Annotated in this window: 11 protein-coding genes and 1 pseudogene; 5 read left to right on the forward strand and 7 right to left on the reverse strand. The window is 76.9% G+C overall.

Features of this window, described 5'->3' with window-relative positions; all coding sequences use genetic code 11:
* Positions 1-55 precede the first annotated feature (55 nt).
* The 3 genes from Q0848_RS08700 to Q0848_RS08710 all read left to right on the forward strand — a co-directional run bounded on the left by Q0848_RS08700 (position 56) and on the right by Q0848_RS08710 (position 3,242).
* A complete protein-coding gene (locus Q0848_RS08700) occupies positions 56-610 on the forward strand; it encodes a DUF3000 domain-containing protein (RefSeq protein WP_366146504.1) in 555 nt (184 codons plus the stop codon).
* Positions 611-951: 341 nt separating this feature from the next.
* On the forward strand, positions 952-1,653 hold the full coding sequence (locus Q0848_RS19045; RefSeq protein WP_366146473.1) for a helix-turn-helix transcriptional regulator: 702 nt from the start codon (positions 952-954) through the stop codon (positions 1,651-1,653).
* A 116-nt stretch (positions 1,654-1,769) separates the two neighbouring features.
* The gene (locus Q0848_RS08710; RefSeq protein WP_299036705.1) at positions 1,770-3,242 is read left to right on the forward strand and encodes an HRDC domain-containing protein; all 1,473 of its coding nucleotides are present in this window, start codon (positions 1,770-1,772) and stop codon (positions 3,240-3,242) included.
* 47 nt (positions 3,243-3,289) lie between these two features.
* Here the strand turns inward: Q0848_RS08710 and Q0848_RS08715 are convergent, their stop codons facing one another.
* From Q0848_RS08715 to Q0848_RS08725, 3 genes and pseudogenes are all read right to left on the reverse strand, one after another.
* Positions 3,290-3,865 carry a TM2 domain-containing protein gene (locus tag Q0848_RS08715; protein ID WP_299036706.1) on the reverse strand — a complete coding sequence of 192 codons (576 nt, stop codon included), beginning with the start codon at positions 3,863-3,865 and terminating at the stop codon, positions 3,290-3,292.
* 177 nt (positions 3,866-4,042) lie between these two features.
* Positions 4,043-5,962 (reverse strand): annotated as a pseudogene (gene dxs / locus Q0848_RS08720) (1-deoxy-D-xylulose-5-phosphate synthase); the annotation flags it as partial.
* 270 nt (positions 5,963-6,232) lie between these two features.
* Entirely contained in the window at positions 6,233-6,685 is a 453-nt protein-coding gene (locus Q0848_RS08725; RefSeq protein ID WP_299036708.1) for a hypothetical protein, read from the reverse strand.
* A gap of 281 nt (positions 6,686-6,966) precedes the next feature.
* Between Q0848_RS08725 and Q0848_RS08730 the strand changes: the two genes are divergently transcribed.
* Positions 6,967-7,791 (forward strand): alpha/beta hydrolase, encoded by an 825-nt coding sequence (locus tag Q0848_RS08730; protein ID WP_366146505.1) that lies wholly within the window; start codon positions 6,967-6,969, stop codon positions 7,789-7,791.
* A 130-nt stretch (positions 7,792-7,921) separates the two neighbouring features.
* Here the strand turns inward: Q0848_RS08730 and Q0848_RS08735 are convergent, their stop codons facing one another.
* Together Q0848_RS08735 and acnA are read right to left on the reverse strand one after the other, a co-directional pair.
* Positions 7,922-8,272, reverse strand: a complete 351-nt coding sequence (locus Q0848_RS08735; protein ID WP_299036710.1) for a putative quinol monooxygenase — start codon at positions 8,270-8,272, stop codon at positions 7,922-7,924.
* Entirely contained in the window at positions 8,265-11,084 is a 2,820-nt protein-coding gene (gene acnA / locus Q0848_RS08740) for an aconitate hydratase AcnA (RefSeq protein WP_299036711.1), read from the reverse strand. The genes Q0848_RS08735 and acnA overlap by 8 nt, the downstream gene beginning before the upstream one ends.
* Positions 11,085-11,369: 285 nt before the next feature.
* Between acnA and Q0848_RS08745 the strand changes: the two genes are divergently transcribed.
* Positions 11,370-11,549 carry a hypothetical protein gene (locus tag Q0848_RS08745; protein ID WP_299036712.1) on the forward strand — a complete coding sequence of 60 codons (180 nt, stop codon included), beginning with the start codon at positions 11,370-11,372 and terminating at the stop codon, positions 11,547-11,549.
* A gap of 122 nt (positions 11,550-11,671) precedes the next feature.
* Here the strand turns inward: Q0848_RS08745 and Q0848_RS08750 are convergent, their stop codons facing one another.
* Together Q0848_RS08750 and Q0848_RS08755 are read right to left on the reverse strand one after the other, a co-directional pair.
* A complete protein-coding gene (locus tag Q0848_RS08750; RefSeq protein WP_366146506.1) occupies positions 11,672-13,183 on the reverse strand; it encodes a TRAM domain-containing protein in 1,512 nt (503 codons plus the stop codon).
* 134 nt (positions 13,184-13,317) lie between these two features.
* Positions 13,318-15,378 (reverse strand): APC family permease, encoded by a 2,061-nt coding sequence (locus tag Q0848_RS08755; protein WP_299036714.1) that lies wholly within the window; start codon positions 15,376-15,378, stop codon positions 13,318-13,320.
* Positions 15,379-15,404: the final 26 nt, after the last annotated feature.

Raw genomic sequence — 15,404 nt, forward strand, 5'->3', positions numbered from 1 at the left:
GCACGGGTCCCCCGGCGAGGGGCCCTCGGGCGCCAGCGGAGGCGGACCGGGCTCGGTGGTCGAGCGCTGCACCGCCAGCCTGCGCGCCGCGCGCACCCGCCCGGAGGTGCGCCTCGCCGAGGTGCCCGCCCCGGCCCGGGTGGCGCCGTTCGCCGTGGCCCTGTCGGCCGACGTCGTGCGGGCCGGTGACGACGACGACCTCGCCACCGGCCGCTTCGTGCTGCTGCACGACCCCGCCGGGCAGGAGGCCTGGGAGGGCGACCTGCGCGTGGTCACCTTCGCCCGTGCCGAGCTCGACCCCGAGACCGGCGGCGACCCGCTCCTCGGCGACGTCGGCTGGTCCTGGTTCGTCGACGCGCTGGCCGACGGCGGGGTGGAGCACACCGCCGCGGGCGGCACCGTGACCCGGGTCCTGTCCGACAGCTACGGCAGCCTCGCCGAGCGCGAGCCCACCGTCGAGCTCGAGGTCCGCGCGTCCTGGTCGCCGGTCGGCGGCCCGGACGTCGTGGGCGACCACCTGCGCGCCTGGGCCGACCACCTGCTGTGCACGGTGGCCGGCCTGCCGCCGCTGCCCGCCGGCGTCACCGCGCTCCCCCGCCGCGCCCGCTGACGCGCCCCTCCCCGGCCTCCCCGCCGCGACCTCCTGCCGCCGCGACGCCCGCCCCTGCGCGCGCCCGTGGGCCCCTCCTCCGCGGCCCTTCCCCGCGGACCCCTCGCCGCAGGTCCGCCGCGTGGGCCCGCCTCGCACGTCCCGCGCCCGGCCGCGCCGTCCGGCGTCGCACCCCCGTGGGCGGTCCGCGCAGCCGGGACCGCGAGCCCCGCGGCCGGTGACCACCCCGTGGCCGGCAGGTCGTGTACTCGACGCGCGCGCCAGGGCTCAAGCCGCCGGACGGGTGTGCCGATGGGACTCCTGGTAGCGCCCACGGAAGGGCGCTTCGAAGGGAGTCGACCGTGTCCGCCGTCCTGCCGCCCCCCGCCCGAGGGACCGCCCGCACCGCTGGGGGTCCCGCGGTCGCCCGCATCCCCAGCCAGCACGCCCGGACCCAGGCGCAGTCCGCCGCCGACCGCGGCACCGCGCTCGTGGCGCTGTCCTCGTCCTCGCTGCGCCGCGCCGCCGTCCGCGTCCTGCGCGGTCTCGGGGCCCGCGAGGTGCTCGCCGCGCCCGACGCGGCCGCCGCCCGCACCCTCGCCACCCGCCGCTCGGGCACCGTGGCCGTCGTCCAGCCGTCCTTCGGCGGCGGCACCGGCCTCGGCCTCGTCCGGGAGACCGCCCTGGGCGGCTGGGGCACGACCGTCGTCGTCGACCACCGCCGCGAGGGCGCGGACGCCGCCGCCGCCGCGGGCGCCGCGCTCGCCGCCGGCGCGCGCTGCTACCTGGTCGTCGACCCGGCCGAGGAGGAGGGCGGCCCCGTCCGGCCCGCCCGCCGCCTCGACGCCGTGCCGCCGACGGGCGCGTGGGAGGACCTGTCCGAGCGCGAGGTCCAGGTCATCTCCCTCGTGGCCGAGGGGCGCTCGAACCGCGACGTCGGCGAGGCCCTCGGCCTGTCGGCGCTGACCGTCAAGAGCCACCTCGCCCGCATCGCCCGCAAGCTGCGCACCGGCGACCGCGCCGAGATGGTCGCCATCACCCTGCGGGCGGGCCTCGTCAGCTGACGCCCCCCACCGGCCCGGTGGGCCCCGCGGACCGGTGCGCGGTCCGCGGCGGCTCTCCCCACCGGGCCGGCGCCGCCACGGCGGTCGCGGTCGGGCCCGGGCCTACGGTGGCCCCCATGACCGCGCGCCAGCCCAGCCCCGCCGCGGCGGACGCGTCGCCCGCCGGCGCGCCCGTCAGCAGCACCCCCGACCCCGCGCCCGCCGACGCGGCGGACGCGTCGACGGCGCAGCAGCCGGTGGGGTCACAGGGCGCCCAGCCCGGCGCCTCGGGCTCCGGCGCAGCAGACCCCGAGGCCACCGGCACCGAGGCGTCCGGCACCGAGGCACCTGGGGCCGAGGCGTCGGACGCCGACGCGCCGGCGCCGCTGCCGGTGCTCACCGAGCCCGCCGAGGGCGTGCCCGACGTGGTCGCGGACCCCGAGGCCCTGGCGGAGGCCGCCGCGCGGCTCGCCGCGGGCACCGGCCCGGTCGCCGTCGACGCCGAGCGGGCCTCCGGGTACCGGTACGGCCAGCGCGCCTTCCTCGTCCAGCTGCGCCGCGCCGGCACGGGGACGCTGCTCGTGGACCCCGACGCGCTGCCCGACCTGTCCTCCCTCACCGCCGCCATGGGCGACGCCGAGTGGGTGCTCCACGCGGCGGGCCAGGACCTGCCCTGCCTCGCCGCCGTGGGTCTGCGGCCCGGTGGCGCCCTGGTCGACACCGAGCTCGGCGCCCGCCTGGCCGGCTTCCCGAAGGTCGGGCTGGCGGCCGTCCTGCAGCGCCTGCTCGGGGTGGACCTGGCCAAGGAGCACTCGGCGGTCGACTGGTCCACGCGCCCCCTGCCCGAGCCGTGGCTGCGCTACGCGGCCCTGGACGTCGAGCTCCTCCTGCCGCTGCGCGACGCGCTGCTCGAGGTGCTGGAGGAGCAGGGCAAGCTGGCGTGGGCGGCCGAGGAGTTCGCGGCCGTCCGCGACGCCCCGCCCGCCCCGCCCCGCACCGACCCCTGGCGACGCACCTCGGGGCTGCACGCGATCCGCTCGCGCCGCCAGCTGGCCGTCGTCCGGGAGCTCTGGGAGGAGCGGGAGCGGCTGGCCCAGCTCCGCGACGTCTCCCCCGGGCGGGTCCTGCCCGACCGCGCCGTCGTGGCCGCCGCGACGGCGATGCCGACCTCACCGGCCGCGCTGGCGGCGCTGCCCGTGTTCTCCGGCCCGGCCAACCGCCGCCGGGCGGCCACGTGGCTCGAGGCGATCCGCCGCGGGCAGGGGATGGCCGACCGCGACCTGCCCCCGACCTCGACGCCGGCCACGGGCCCCCCGCCGCCGCGCACGTGGAAGGACCGCGATCCCGCGGCTGCCGCACGGCTCGCCGCCGCGCGCGAGGTCGTCACGACCCGCTCCGAGGAGCTCGACGTCCCCGTCGAGAACCTCCTCCAGCCGGACCTGCTGCGCCGCACGTGCTGGGAGCCGCCGCAGCCGCTGGACGAGGAGGGGCTGGTCAGCGCCCTGGCGGCAGGCGGCGCCCGCGCGTGGCAGGTCGCCCTGCTCGCGGGACCGCTCGCGCAGGCGATGGCCGACGCCCCGCCGGTGGAGGCCTCTGCTCGCCGGCCGTAAGGGCCCCTGAGGAGCCCGGAGGGCCGGGCTCCTCAGCGACGCCGTCCTCAGCGACGCCCGTGCAGGGCCCACGCGTGGATGTCGGCGTTCACCCGGCGCACCTGCGCGGGGATCGTGAAGGCGTCGACCACGAACAGCACGAAGAGGGTGCCGAAGAAGAGGAACCCGACGAGGAACCACACGGTCAGCCAGCCCATGAGCGTCAGGCCCAGGTACAGGACCCCCTGCAGGGGCTGGCGGAGGTAGAACTTGTGGGCCCCGAACTGCGCCAGGAACAACCACAGCAGGTAGGCGACCGTCGTGTCCTTGTAGCCGAGCGGTGGTGCGGGCGGTCCCGCGTAGCCGCCCTGGCCGGGGTAGCCGCGCTGGCCCGCGTAGCCCTGCTGACCCGGGTACCCCTGCTGACCCGCGTAGCCCTGCTGACCCGCGTAGCCCTGCTGACCCGCGTAGCCCTGCTGACCCGCGTAGCCCTGCTGACCCGGGTAGCCCTGCTGGCCGCGGCCGGACCACGGCTGGACGGCGCCTCCCGGCGCCCGTCCCCCGTTCCCGGGGTCACCCGTCCAGCCGTCCCCCGACCCGCGGGCCGCGTCGTCGGGGTGTCGAGGACCCTGCGGTGAGCTCATGCGGCCGTGCCTCCTGGTCGCCGGACGGTGCTGGCGAGGGGAACGTACCGCCAGGGGGTGACGCCGCGGCGAGCCTCCCGCGAGGACGCCTCAGCCGTCGGTGCGCGTGCGCTGGCCGGCCGCCGCACCCGGCGCGGGGCGTCCCGCTCGCTCGTCCTCGCCACCGTCCAGGGCCGCCACGCGCCCGAGGACGTCGCGGGCGACGTCCTGCGCCGTGAGACCGATCTCGGCCAGCACCTCGGAGCGCTCGGCGTGCTCGAGGAACGCGACGGGCACGCCCACGCACCGCACCTCGACGCGGACCCCGGTGTCGGCCAGCTCGTCGCGCAGGCGCGAGCCCACGCCGCCGGTGCGCAGCCCGTCCTCGGCGACGACGACGAGACGGTGCTGCGCGCAGGCGGCCACGAGAGCCGGGTGCACGGGCAGGACCCAGCGCGGGTCGACGACGGTCGCGGAGACGCCGTGCGGCGCCAGGCGCCGGGCGACGTCCAGCCCGAGGCCGGCGAGGGCGCCCACGGCCACGACGAGGACGTCCGCGCCCTCGTCGCCGGCGCCCCGGGCGTCGTCGCCGGCGTCGCCGCCCGTGCGGGCCAGCACGTCCGGGGCGCCCCAGGACCCCGGCTCCCCGAGCCGCTCGAGCGCCGGGAGGTCCTCGGGCGCAGAGCCCTTGGGGAAGCGCACGACCGTCGGCGCGTCGTCGACGCCCACCGCCTCGCGCAGCTCCTCGCGCAGGGTGGCGCCGTCGCGGGGCGCCGCGAGGCGCAGGCCCGGCACGTGCTGGAGGAGGGCGAGGTCCCACATGCCGTGGTGGCTCGGCCCGTCCGGGCCGGTGACGCCCGCGCGGTCGAGCACGAACGTGACCCCGGCGCGGTGCAGGGCGACGTCGAGCAGGACCTGGTCGAAGGCGCGGTTGAGGAAGGTCGCGTAGACGGCCACGACGGGGTGCAGGCCGGCGAAGGCCATGCCGGCCGCCGAGGTGGCGGCGTGCTGCTCGGCGATGCCGACGTCGACGACGCGCTCGGGCATCGCCTCGGCCATCTTGTGCAGGCCGACCGGGATGAGCATGGCGGCCGTGACGCCCACGACGTCCTCGCGCTCGCGCGCCACCGCCAGCACCTCGTCGGCGAACACCGACGTCCACGAGGCGCGCTTGGGGGCGCCGCCCGCCGCCACCGGGGCGCCGGTGACCGGGTCGATGACGCCGACGGCGTGGAACTGGTCGGCGACGTCGGCGAGGGCGGGCGCGTAGCCGTGCCCCTTGTTCGTCAGCGCGTGGACGATGACGGGACCGCCGTAGTCCTTGGCGATCGTCAGGACGCGCTCGAGGGCCTCGAGGTCGTGCCCGTCCACGGGCCCGAGGTACTTCAGGCCGAGGTCCTCGAACATGCCCTGCGGCGCCACGATGTCCTTGAGGCCCTTCTTGACCCCGTGCAGCGTGCCGTAGGCGAGGCGGCCCGGCGTGCCGCCGCGGCGCAGCGCCTGCTTGCCCCAGTCGAGGAAGCGCTCGTACCCGCGGGTGACCCGCAGGGTCGAGAGGTGGTGCGCCAGACCGCCGATGGTCGGCGCGTAGCTGCGCTCGTTGTCGTTGACGACGATGACGAGGGGACGTTCCCGGCTCGCCGCGATGTTGTTCAGCGCCTCCCAGGCCATGCCGCCGGTGAGGGCGCCGTCGCCGACGACCGCGATGGTGGACCGGTGCCCCTCACCCGTCAGGGACCGCGCCCGGGCGATGCCGTCCGCCCACGAGAGCGAGGTGCTGGCGTGGGAGTTCTCGACGACGTCGTGGACGGACTCGGCCCGGCTGGGGTAGCCGGCGATGCCGCCCCGCGTGCGCAGCGTCGACAGGTCCTGGCGGCCGGTGAGGAGCTTGTGCACGTAGGACTGGTGCCCGGTGTCGAAGACGACCGTGTCCGACGGGCTGTCGAAGACCCGGTGGACGGCGATGGTCAGCTCGACGACCCCGAGGTTGGGGCCGAGGTGCCCACCGGTGCGCGCGACCGACTCCACGAGGTGCACGCGCACCTCGTCGGCGAGCTCGCGCAGCTCGGCCGGGGTCAGGGCGCGGAGGTCCTGCGGTCCGCGGACCCTCGGCAGCACCGCCGAGCGCTCCAGCGCCGAGCTCGGGCGCCGCTGCCCCCCGGCTCCGTCCTCGGCCGGTCCGGCCGCCTCCGCGCTCGCCACCGCGCACCACCTCGTCTCCCCGGGGACGTCCGTCCCAGAGGTGCCACTGTAGGTCGACACCGCCTCCGACCCCCACCTCACCCGCGGCGCGGCCCCGTCCGCGCGCCGCGCCGCCGCCGTGCCGCACCAGGCTGCGCACACGGCGCGCGAGCGCGCGCGGGGCAGCCACCGCGGGCGTCCGCGCGGTCAGAGCGACGGCACGACCCGGACCCCGGAGAGGGCCTGCTCCACCAGCACCGCCCCCTCCTCGACGGCGAGCAGCCGCACGCGCTCGGCCTCGAGCGCCTCGAGCGCCGCGTCGACCACCCGCGGGCCCACGGCGCCGGAGAGGTCGGCGCGCAGCGTGGCGACGGCGCGGCGCAGCCCGTCCAGCTGGGCCCCGGAGTGCAGGACGGCGAGCCGGGCGAGCACGCGCGGCTGGCGCACCAGCACGGCGTGGCCGCGGTAGTCGGGCGGGCAGGCGTCGAGGAGCCACGCGGCAGCGCGCTGCTCCCAGCCCTCGGCGCCCGGAGGGGGGACGTCGTCCGGCCACCCGCGGGGGGCGGCGCCGGGAGCGGCGCCCCCGCGGAGGCGGACCGGCGGGCGCGAGGGAGGACGGGACGACGGGCGGGAGGACGGTCCTGGCGACGGGTCTGGCACGCGTCCATCGTGCGCCCGACCCCCGACAGCGGTGAGGTGGCCCCGTGACCAGCCCCCCGCCCGACGACGGCCACCGCAGCGACGTCCCCGCGGCGGGTGAGCACGCCCCGGACGAGCCAGCCTCGGACGAACCAGCACGGGACGAGCCAGCACTGGACCGGTCCGCACCGGATGCCCATGAATCGGACGAGCACGGGCCGGACGAGCAGGGGCCGGACGAGCACGGGCCGGACGAGCAGGGGCCGGTGGCGCACCTGCTGCGCGTCGACGTCGGCGACGGGCTGCAGCTGCCCGTGCACGTCACCCGGCCGGGGCCGCCGGGCGCCGCCGAGGAGGGCGAGCCGGTCCTCCTCCTGCACGGCTTCCCCGGCTCGTGGCGCTCCTTCGACGCCGTGGTCGGCGGGCTCGTGGCCGCTGGTCGGCGCGTCCTGGTGCCGGAGCAGCGCGGCTACACGGCCTCGGCGCGCCCCGGCGCGGTGGAGGCCTACCGGCTGGACCGGCTCGTGGCCGACGCCGTGGCCGTCCTGGACGCCGCGGGGGCGCAGCGCGCCACCGTGGTCGGGCACGACTGGGGCGCCGTCGTCGCGTGGGCCCTGGGCGCCTCCCACCCCGAGCGGGTCGGGAGCCTCGTGGCCCTCTCGGTGCCGCACCCGCGGGCCTTCGGGGCCGGGCTCGCCCACGACCGCGAGCAGCGCCTGCGCTCGGCCTACATCGGGCTCCTGCGCCGCCGCGGGCTCGCCGAGCGGGTGCTGCTCGCCGGTCGGGCCCGGGGCCTGCGCGCCGCCTTCGCCGGCTCGGCCGTGCCCCGCGACGTCGTCGACGCGCACCTGGCGCCCCTGTCCTCGCCCGAGACCCTGGCGGGCGCGCTGGCCTGGTACCGGGCGCTGCGCAGCCGGGACCTGGCCGCCGTGGGCGCCGTGACCGTCCCCACCACCTACCTCTGGAGCGACCGCGACGTCGCCGTGGCGCGCGGCACGGCCGCGCGCTGCGCCGCGCACGTCACCGGCCCCTACCGCGGCCGCACGCTCCGGGGCGTCTCCCACTGGGTGCCCGAGGACGCGCCCGACGCCGTCGTGGACGCCGTCCTGCACCCGCCGGCGCCCTGACGCCGACGCCCCGGGCGCCGACGCCCCGGGCGCCGGCGTCCCGGGCGACGGCACGCCGCTGGGGCCCGTCACGACGCACGAGGGCCGGGCACCCGCAGGTGCCCGGCCCTCGTGCTGCTCCGGCGCCGCGTCAGGGCAGCGCGACGACCTCGGAGAAGACGAGGTCGGCCTTGATGACCGTCCGCTCGGACACGACGTCCCAGCGGGCGAAGTGCGCCGAGCCCCGGTGGTCCACCTCGAAGGCCTCGCGCGAGACGTAGACCTCGTGGAAGTGGAAGCGCAGCGGGTCGGCCGCGTCCCGGTGGACGGTGAACCCGAGGCAGCCGGGCTCGTCGCGCAGGGAGCAGCGCGCGTCGTCGGCGATGCCGGCGAGGAACTCCTCGACGCGGTCCTCGCGCACCTGGAGGGTCGCCCAGAGGACGAAGCTCCCCGGGGGGAAGGCGCCGGGCTGGTCGCCGCTGGTCAGGAGGTCCTCAGCCACGAGCGCCACCGCCCAGGAGCGAGCGGAGCACGTACTGGAGGATGCCGCCGTGGCGGTAGTAGTCCGCCTCCCCCGGCGTGTCGATGCGCAGCCGCGCGTCGATCTCGACGGTCTCGCCGGACTCCTTGGTCGCGGTCACGCGCAGCGTCCGAGGCGTGCTGCCCTCGTCCAGCGCGGTGACGCCGGAGACCGCGAAGGTCTCGGTGCCGTCGAGCCCCAGGCTCTCCGCGCTCTCGCCGTCGGGGTACTGCAGCGGCAGGACGCCCATCCCGATGAGGTTCGAGCGGTGGATGCGCTCGTAGCTCTCGGCGAGGACGGCGCGCACGCCCAGCAGGCGCGTGCCCTTGGCCGCCCAGTCGCGGCTGGATCCGGAGCCGTACTCCTTGCCCGCGAGGACGACGAGCGGCGTCCCCTGCGCGGCGTAGGACTGCGCGGCGTCGTAGATCGTCGTCTGCTCCCCGCCGGCCGTGAAGTCGCGGGTGAAGCCGCCCTCGACGCCGTCCAGCAGCTGGTTGCGCAGCCGGATGTTCGCGAAGGTGCCGCGGATCATCACCTCGTGGTTGCCGCGGCGCGAGCCGTAGGAGTTGAAGTCCGTCCGCTCCACGCCGTGCTCGCCGAGGTAGCGCCCGGCGGGGCTGTCGGCCTTGATCGAGCCGGCGGGGCTGATGTGGTCGGTGGTCACCGAGTCGCCCAGCTTGGCGAGCACCCGGGCGCCCTCGATGTCCTGCAGCGGTGCCGGCTCGGCGCCCATGCCCTCGAAGTACGGGGGCTTGCGCACGTAGGTCGAGCCCTCGTCCCACGCGAACGTCTCGCCCTCGGGCGTCGGGAGGGACTTCCACCGCTCGTCGCCGGCGAAGACGTCGGCGTAGTCCTTCGTGAACATGTCCGTCGTGATGGAGCCGGTGACGACCTCGTCGACCTCGGCGGCGCTCGGCCACAGGTCGCGCAGGAAGACGTCGGCGCCGCTCTCGTCCGTGCCGAGGGCCTCGGTCTCCGGGTCCCAGTCCATCGTCCCGGCGAGCGCGTAGGCGATGACCAGGGGCGGGCTGGCCAGGTAGTTCATCTTGATGTCCGGGTTGATCCGGCCCTCGAAGTTCCGGTTGCCGGAGAGCACCGAGACGACGGCGAGGTCCTCGTCGTTGATCACCTGGGAGATCTCCGGCGCCAGGGGGCCGGAGTTGCCGATGCAGGTGGTGCAGCCGTAGCCGACGAGGTGGAAGCCCAGCTTCTCCAGGTACGGCGTCAGGCCCGCGCGGGCGTAGTAGTCCATGACGACCTTGGAGCCGGGCGCCAGGGAGGTCTTGACCCACGGCTTGGCGGTCAGCCCGCGCTCGACGGCGGCCTTGGCGACCAGGGCCGCCGCGACCATGACCGTCGGGTTCGAGGTGTTGGTGCACGAGGTGATCGAGGCGATGGCCACGTGGCCGTGGTCGAGCTCGGTCGTCGTGCCGTCCGACAGGGTGACGGGCACGCGGCGCGACGCGCGGCGCGCCGCCGTCGGCGCGTCCACCGGCCGGCCCTCGTCGGACGAGCCGCTGGCCGTCGGGGCGTCGCTGGCGGGGAAGCTCTCCTCGAGCGCCTCGTCCTGGGGGCTCTCCGGCTGCGCGTAGTTCTCGAGGGCGCCGCGGAAGGACTCCTTGGCCTCGGAGAGGGCCACGCGGTCCTGGGGGCGCTTCGGCCCGGCGATGCTCGGGACGACCGTGGACAGGTCGAGCTCGAGGTACTCCGAGTACTGGGCCTCGCGGCTCGGGTCGTGCCAGAGGCCCTGCTCCTGGGTGTAGGCCTCGACGAGCGCGACCTGCTCGTCGCTGCGGCCGGTGAGGCGCAGGTAGCGCAGCGTCTCCTCGTCGACCGGGAAGATCGCCGCGGTGGAGCCGAACTCCGGGCTCATGTTGCCGATGGTGGCGCGGTTGGCCAGCGGCACCTGGGCCACGCCCTCGCCGTAGAACTCGACGAACTTGCCGACGACGCCGTGCTGGCGCAGCTGCTCGGTGATCGTCAGGACGACGTCGGTCGCGGTGACGCCCGCGGGGATCTCCCCGGAGAGCTTGAAGCCCACGACGCGCGGGATGAGCATGCTGACGGGCTGGCCGAGCATGGCGGCCTCGGCCTCGATGCCGCCGACGCCCCAGCCGAGCACGCCGAGGCCGTTGACCATCGTCGTGTGGGAGTCGGTGCCCACCAGCGTGTCCGGGTAGGCGACGCCGTCGCGGTCGAAGACGACGCGCGCGAGGTGCTCGATGTTGACCTGGTGGACGATGCCGGTGCCCGGCGGGACGACCTTGAAGTCGTCGAAGGCGCCCTGGCCCCAGCGCAGGAACTGGTAGCGCTCGCCGTTGCGCTCGTACTCGATCTCGACGTTGCGCTCGAAGGCATCCGGGCGGCCCGCGACGTCGATGACGACCGAGTGGTCGATGACCAGCTCGGCGGGCGCGAGCGGGTTGATGCGGGTCGGGTCGCCGCCCAGCTCGGCGACGGCCTCGCGCATCGTGGCGAGGTCGACGATGCAGGGCACGCCCGTGAAGTCCTGCATGACCACGCGGGCCGGCGTGAACTGGATCTCGGTGTCCGGCTCGGCCGACGGGTCCCACCCGGCGAGCGCGCGCACGTGGTCGGCGGTGACGTTCGCGCCGTCCTCGGTGCGCAGCAGGTTCTCCAGGAGGACCTTCAGGCTGTAGGGAAGGCGCTCGGCGCCCTCGACGGCGGACAGCCGGTAGATGCCGTGCTCGGCGCCCCCGACCTCCAGGACGCCCCGCGCCCCGAAGGTGTCGGGGCCGGCGCTGCGGCCCGCCTCGTCGCTGCTCGTGCTCATGTCGTCTCCCGTCGACGCTGACTGAACGTGCTGATCCTCGCGCGAGCCCGGCCCTGCCGCGGCCCGAAGTATCTTGACGTCAAGATACTAGGCCGAGGGCCCCGCCGGTGTCACGGGCGGCGCGCCGCCGCACGGTCGCGAGACGCGGTCACGAGGGCGGGGGGTGAGCCGTCGGGCGGGGCGCGCCGCGGCGCGGTCGGGCGGGCGGGCGGTCCGCGGGAGGCCTAGCGTCGCGAGGACCGGTCCCCGCGCACCGCGGCGGGGGCCCCGACCCGCAGGAGCGCCATGAGCACCGACAGCAGCACGACGGGCGACGAGCAGGACCACGCCGACAGCGACGGCGACCCGCAGGAGATGCCGGAGCGCCAGGAGGTCACGGCCGCCGTCGACGGGGTCGCCGAGGACGACACCGACCCCGGTTCCGACCCCGACGGCGACCCCGCGGAGATGACCTCCTCCTCCTGAGCCCTCCCGCCCCGAGGTCCGCAGCGGCGCGCCGCCGCTGCGGACCTCGGCACCACCACCGCGGGTGCGCCCCGCAGCGTCGCCGGTCCGTCGGGGGTCCTGGCCGAGATCGGCGGCGCGGGTCAGCGGCGGGGGTCAGCGGCGGGGGGTCTGCGGGGCTCCAGCAGCGCCACGCACTCCAGGTGGTGGGTGTTGGGGAACAGGTCGAAGGCCCGCAGGCCCCTCAGCTCGTACCCCTCCTCCGAGAACGTCGCGACGTCGCGGGCGAGCGCCGCCGGGTCGCAGGCGACGTAGGCCACGGCGCGGGGCCGACGGGCGACGACCGCCCGGACCACGCCGGCGCGCGCGCCCGTCCGCGGCGGGTCCAGCACCACCAGGTCGATCGGCGGCGGAGCCCCGTCCGCGCCCGGCGCCCCCTCCTCGTCGAGCCCGCGCTCCAGCACCTCCTGCACCGGCCCGAGCACCAGCCGCACCTGCGCCAGGTCGTGGAGGTTGCGCCGCGCGTCGGCGACCGCCCGCTCGTCCCCCTCGACCGCCGTCACCCGACCCGTCGGGCCCACCGCTCCGGCCAGGGCCGCCGTCAGCAGACCGGCGCCGCTGAAGAGGTCGAGCGAGGTCTCCCCCGGCCGCGGCGCGAGGACGCGCAGGACGGCGTCGGTCAGGACGGCCCCCGCGCCCGGGTGCACCTGCCAGAAGCCCGACCCGGTGACGCGGAAGGCGCGGCCCGCCACCTCCTCGCGGACCCAGGAGCGCCCGCTGACCCGGTGCAGCGGTCCGGGCGGCTGCCGCGGGCCGCGCGGGGGCGAGGTGGCCACCGAGACGCCGTCCGGCAGGGGCGGCAGGTCCGGCTCGGCGACGGGCGCGGACGCCGGCCGACGCCCGCTCGCCCTGCGGCGGTCGGGGCGTCGACCGCCGCGCCCCGGACCCCCGCCGCCGGGCCCCCCGGCGGCGGGAGCCCCGGCGCCGGGCGCGGGCCGCGGCACGGCGACGACGAGGGCGCCCCCCTCGCCGCCGCCCGGGACGACGGCCTCGACGGTGCGCCAGCCCGGCCACCGCTGCTGCGGCAGGCCGAGGTCCACGACCCCGGGCGAGGCGATCGGGCAGCTCTCGACCGGCACGACCCGGTGCTCGCGGTGGGCCCGGAACCCCAGCCGCCCCGCGCCGTCGGCCGCGTAGGCCACGCGCGTCCTCCAGCCGAGGCCGCGCGCCGCGTCGCCGGGGTCGGTGCCGGCGCCCTCCGGCAGCGGCACCTCCTCGACGGGGACGTCGACGTCCAGCCCCGCCAGCCGCTGCATCTGCTCGCGCAGCACGTCGGCCTTGAGCCGGCGCTGGGCCGCCGGCGCGGCGTGCTGCCAGTCGCACCCGCCGCACCCGCCGGGCCGCGCCACCGGGCAGGCCGGCTCGACGCGGTCGGGCGAGGCGCTCAGCACCTCCACGGCGTCGGCGCGCCAGAAGCCCTGCTCGGCGCCGGCCTCGGTGAGCCGGGCCCGGACCCGCTCGCCCGGCAGCGCGTGCCGCACGAAGACGACGCGGCCCTCGTGCCGGGCCACGCAGTGCCCCCCGTGGGCCACGGGACCGACCTCGAGCTCCAGCACGTCCCCCTGGGAGGGCGGTGCGGGCTGACCGGTCGGCACGGGCGCCGTCGAGGACGGCCCGGCTCCCCCGGCGGGCTGCTGCGGGTCGACGTCCCGGTGCGGCTCCGCGCCCGTCTCCGCACCCACCCCTGAGCTCGGCTCCGCGCCCACCTCCGGGCCCGTCCCCTGCCCGCTCACCGGGGCGCCTGCGGCGGGGAGGACGGCCGCGGGGCCGCGGGCGCCGGGCCCACCGCACCGCGGCGGACGTCGCCCGGGGCGAGCCCGGCGTCGTCGACGTCGGCCCCTTCGCTCGAGGCGAGCTGCCACGGCACGCTCGCCACGACGACGCCCCGGATGAAGTGCAGGCGCGACTTCAGGCGCAGCGCGCTCTGGTTGTGCAGGAGCTGCTCCCACCAGTGCCCCACCACGTACTCCGGCACGTAGACGACCACCAGGTCGCGCGGGCTCTCGCGCTTGAGCGCCCGCACGTAGTCGACGACGGGTCGGGTGATCTCGCGGTACGGGGACTCGAGCGCCTTCAGCCGCACGGGCAGGCCCCGGCTGTCCCAGCTGCGCTGCAGCGCCTTCGTCTCCGCGGGGTCCACGACGACCGTGACCGCCTCGAGGACCGACGGACGGGACGCGCGGGCGTACGCCAGCGCCCGCAGCGTCGGCAGGTGCAGCTTGGAGACCAGGACGATGGCGTGGACGCGGCTGGGCAGCACGCGCGGGACGGCGGCGCCCTCGGCGACCTCCAGCTCGGCGGCCACCCGCGTGTAGTGCGTCCGGATCCCCCGCATGAGCGCGAAGAGCACGGCCATGGCCAGGAGGGCGATCCAGGCGCCCTGGACAAACTTCGTCGCCAGGACGATCACCAGGACCGTCGCCGTCAGGGCCAGCCCGAGGCCGTTGATGGCGCGCGAGCGCAGCATCCGGCTGCGCGCCACCGGGTCCGCCTCCGTGCGCAGGTGGCGGTTCCAGTGCTTGACCATGCCCAGCTGGCTCAGGGTGAACGACACGAAGACCCCGACGATGTACAGCTGGATCAGCCGGGTCACCTGCGCGTCGAAGGCGACGACCAGGACGATCGCCGCCCCCGCCAGCAGGAGGATGCCGTTGCTGAAGGCCAGCCGGTCCCCGCGCGTGTGCAGCTGGCGGGGCAGCCAGCCGTCGCGGGCGAGGATGGAGCCGAGCACCGGGAAGCCGTTGAAGGCCGTGTTCGCCGCGAGCACGAGGATGAGCCCGGTGGCCGCCGTCACGAGGAAGAAGGCGAACGGCGCCGTGTCGAACACGGCCCGCGCGAGCTGCCCGATCACCGGGTCCTGCTGGTAGGTGTCCCCGACCGGGACGCCGTCGCGCAGCAGCTGCGTGGCCGGCAGCTCCGCGAAGCGCAGGCCGGTCATGTTCGCGAGGGCGATGACGCCCATCAGCATGGCGATCGACAGCGCGCCGAGCAGCGCGAGCGTCGTCGCGGCGTTGCGGCTCTTGGGCTTGCGGAACGCCGGCACCCCGTTGCTGATGGCCTCCACGCCCGTCAGCGCGGCGCAGCCGGAGGAGAAGGCGCGGAGGACGAGGAACCCGCCCACGATCCCCGTCAGGCCCTCCTCGTAGCCGGGCTCGGCGATGAGCTCGAGCTCGGCGCTCTCCACGGCGGGCAGGTCGCCCGTCGCGGCGCGCAGGAAGCCCCAGGCGCACATGCCGAGGACCGAGGCCATGAAGACGTAGGTGGGGATCGCGAAGGCCCGGCCCGACTCGCGCACGCCGCGCAGGTTGATGGCCATGAGCAGCAGCACGAGGGCGACCGCGAGGCTCGTCTCGTGCCCGGCGAGGAACGGCAGCGCCGACGCCGCGTACTGGGCGCCCGAGGAGATGGACACCGCGACCGTGAGGACGTAGTCCACGAGCAGCGCGCTGCCCACGACGAGGCCGGGCGTCCTCCCGAGGTTCGTCGTGGCCACCTCGTAGTCCCCGCCGCCGGAGGGGTAGGCGCGGACGTTCTGCCGGTAGGAGGCGACGACGACGGCCATCACGACGACGACGGCCAGGCCGATCCACGGCGACAGCACGTACGAGCTGATGCCCGCGATGGCCAGGGTGAGGAAGATCTCGTCGGGCGCGTAGGCGACGGAGGAGAGGGCGTCCGAGGCGAACACCGGCAGGGCGACGCGCTTGGGCAGCAGCGTGGAGCTGAGCCGGTCGCTGCGGAAGGGGCGGCCCAGCAGGAGCCGCTTGGCGCCGTCCGCGATGCTCTGCACGGCGCCGATGGTAGGAGCCGCGCGGC

The organism is uncultured Pseudokineococcus sp., assembly GCF_947495735.1.
Classification (GTDB): Bacteria; Actinomycetota; Actinomycetes; order Actinomycetales; family Quadrisphaeraceae; genus Pseudokineococcus.